A 486-nucleotide genomic window follows, 5' to 3' on the forward strand; every position below is an offset into this window, starting at 1 on the left:
CGCCGGGGCCGGCACGCCGACGAAATATTCGGTCTGCCATGCAGGCTGGTCGGTGTCGTCGGCCAGCACGTTGAAGCGGGCGAGCCGCATGCCGCAGGCGATGGTGAAGAGAAGTGCTGCGATCCAGCCGGGCGAGCCGGCGCGGTCGAGCAGGAAGGCGTAGAGCACCAGGGCCGGCGCGACGCCGAAATTGACGATATCGGCCAGCGAATCCATCTGCGCGCCGAATTTCGAGGTGGCCTTCAGCATGCGCGCCAGCCGCCCGTCGATGCCGTCAAGGAAGGCGGCAAGCAGCACCATGACCACCGCGATCTCGAAACGGTTCTCGAAGGCGAAGCGGATGCCCGAAAGGCCGGCGCAGATGGCAAGCACCGTGACCAGGTTGGGCAGCACCATGCGCATCGGGATCTCGCGGATGCGCGGACCGCCGCTGGCATGGGCCTCGAATTTCTTGAATGGCGCGCCCAACGCTCAGGAAGCCCTGAC

Annotated in this window: 1 protein-coding gene; it reads right to left on the minus strand. The window is 66.5% G+C overall.

Going from position 1 to position 486, the window contains the following annotated elements:
• Positions 1 to 468 (minus strand): phosphatidylcholine/phosphatidylserine synthase (locus tag EOA28_RS38065; protein WP_148671227.1); only part of this gene is annotated, 468 nt, incomplete at its 3' end.
• Positions 469 to 486: the final 18 nt, after the last annotated feature.

The organism is Mesorhizobium sp. M2A.F.Ca.ET.067.02.1.1, from assembly GCF_004023285.1.
In the GTDB taxonomy this organism is placed as follows: domain Bacteria; phylum Pseudomonadota; class Alphaproteobacteria; order Rhizobiales; family Rhizobiaceae; genus Mesorhizobium.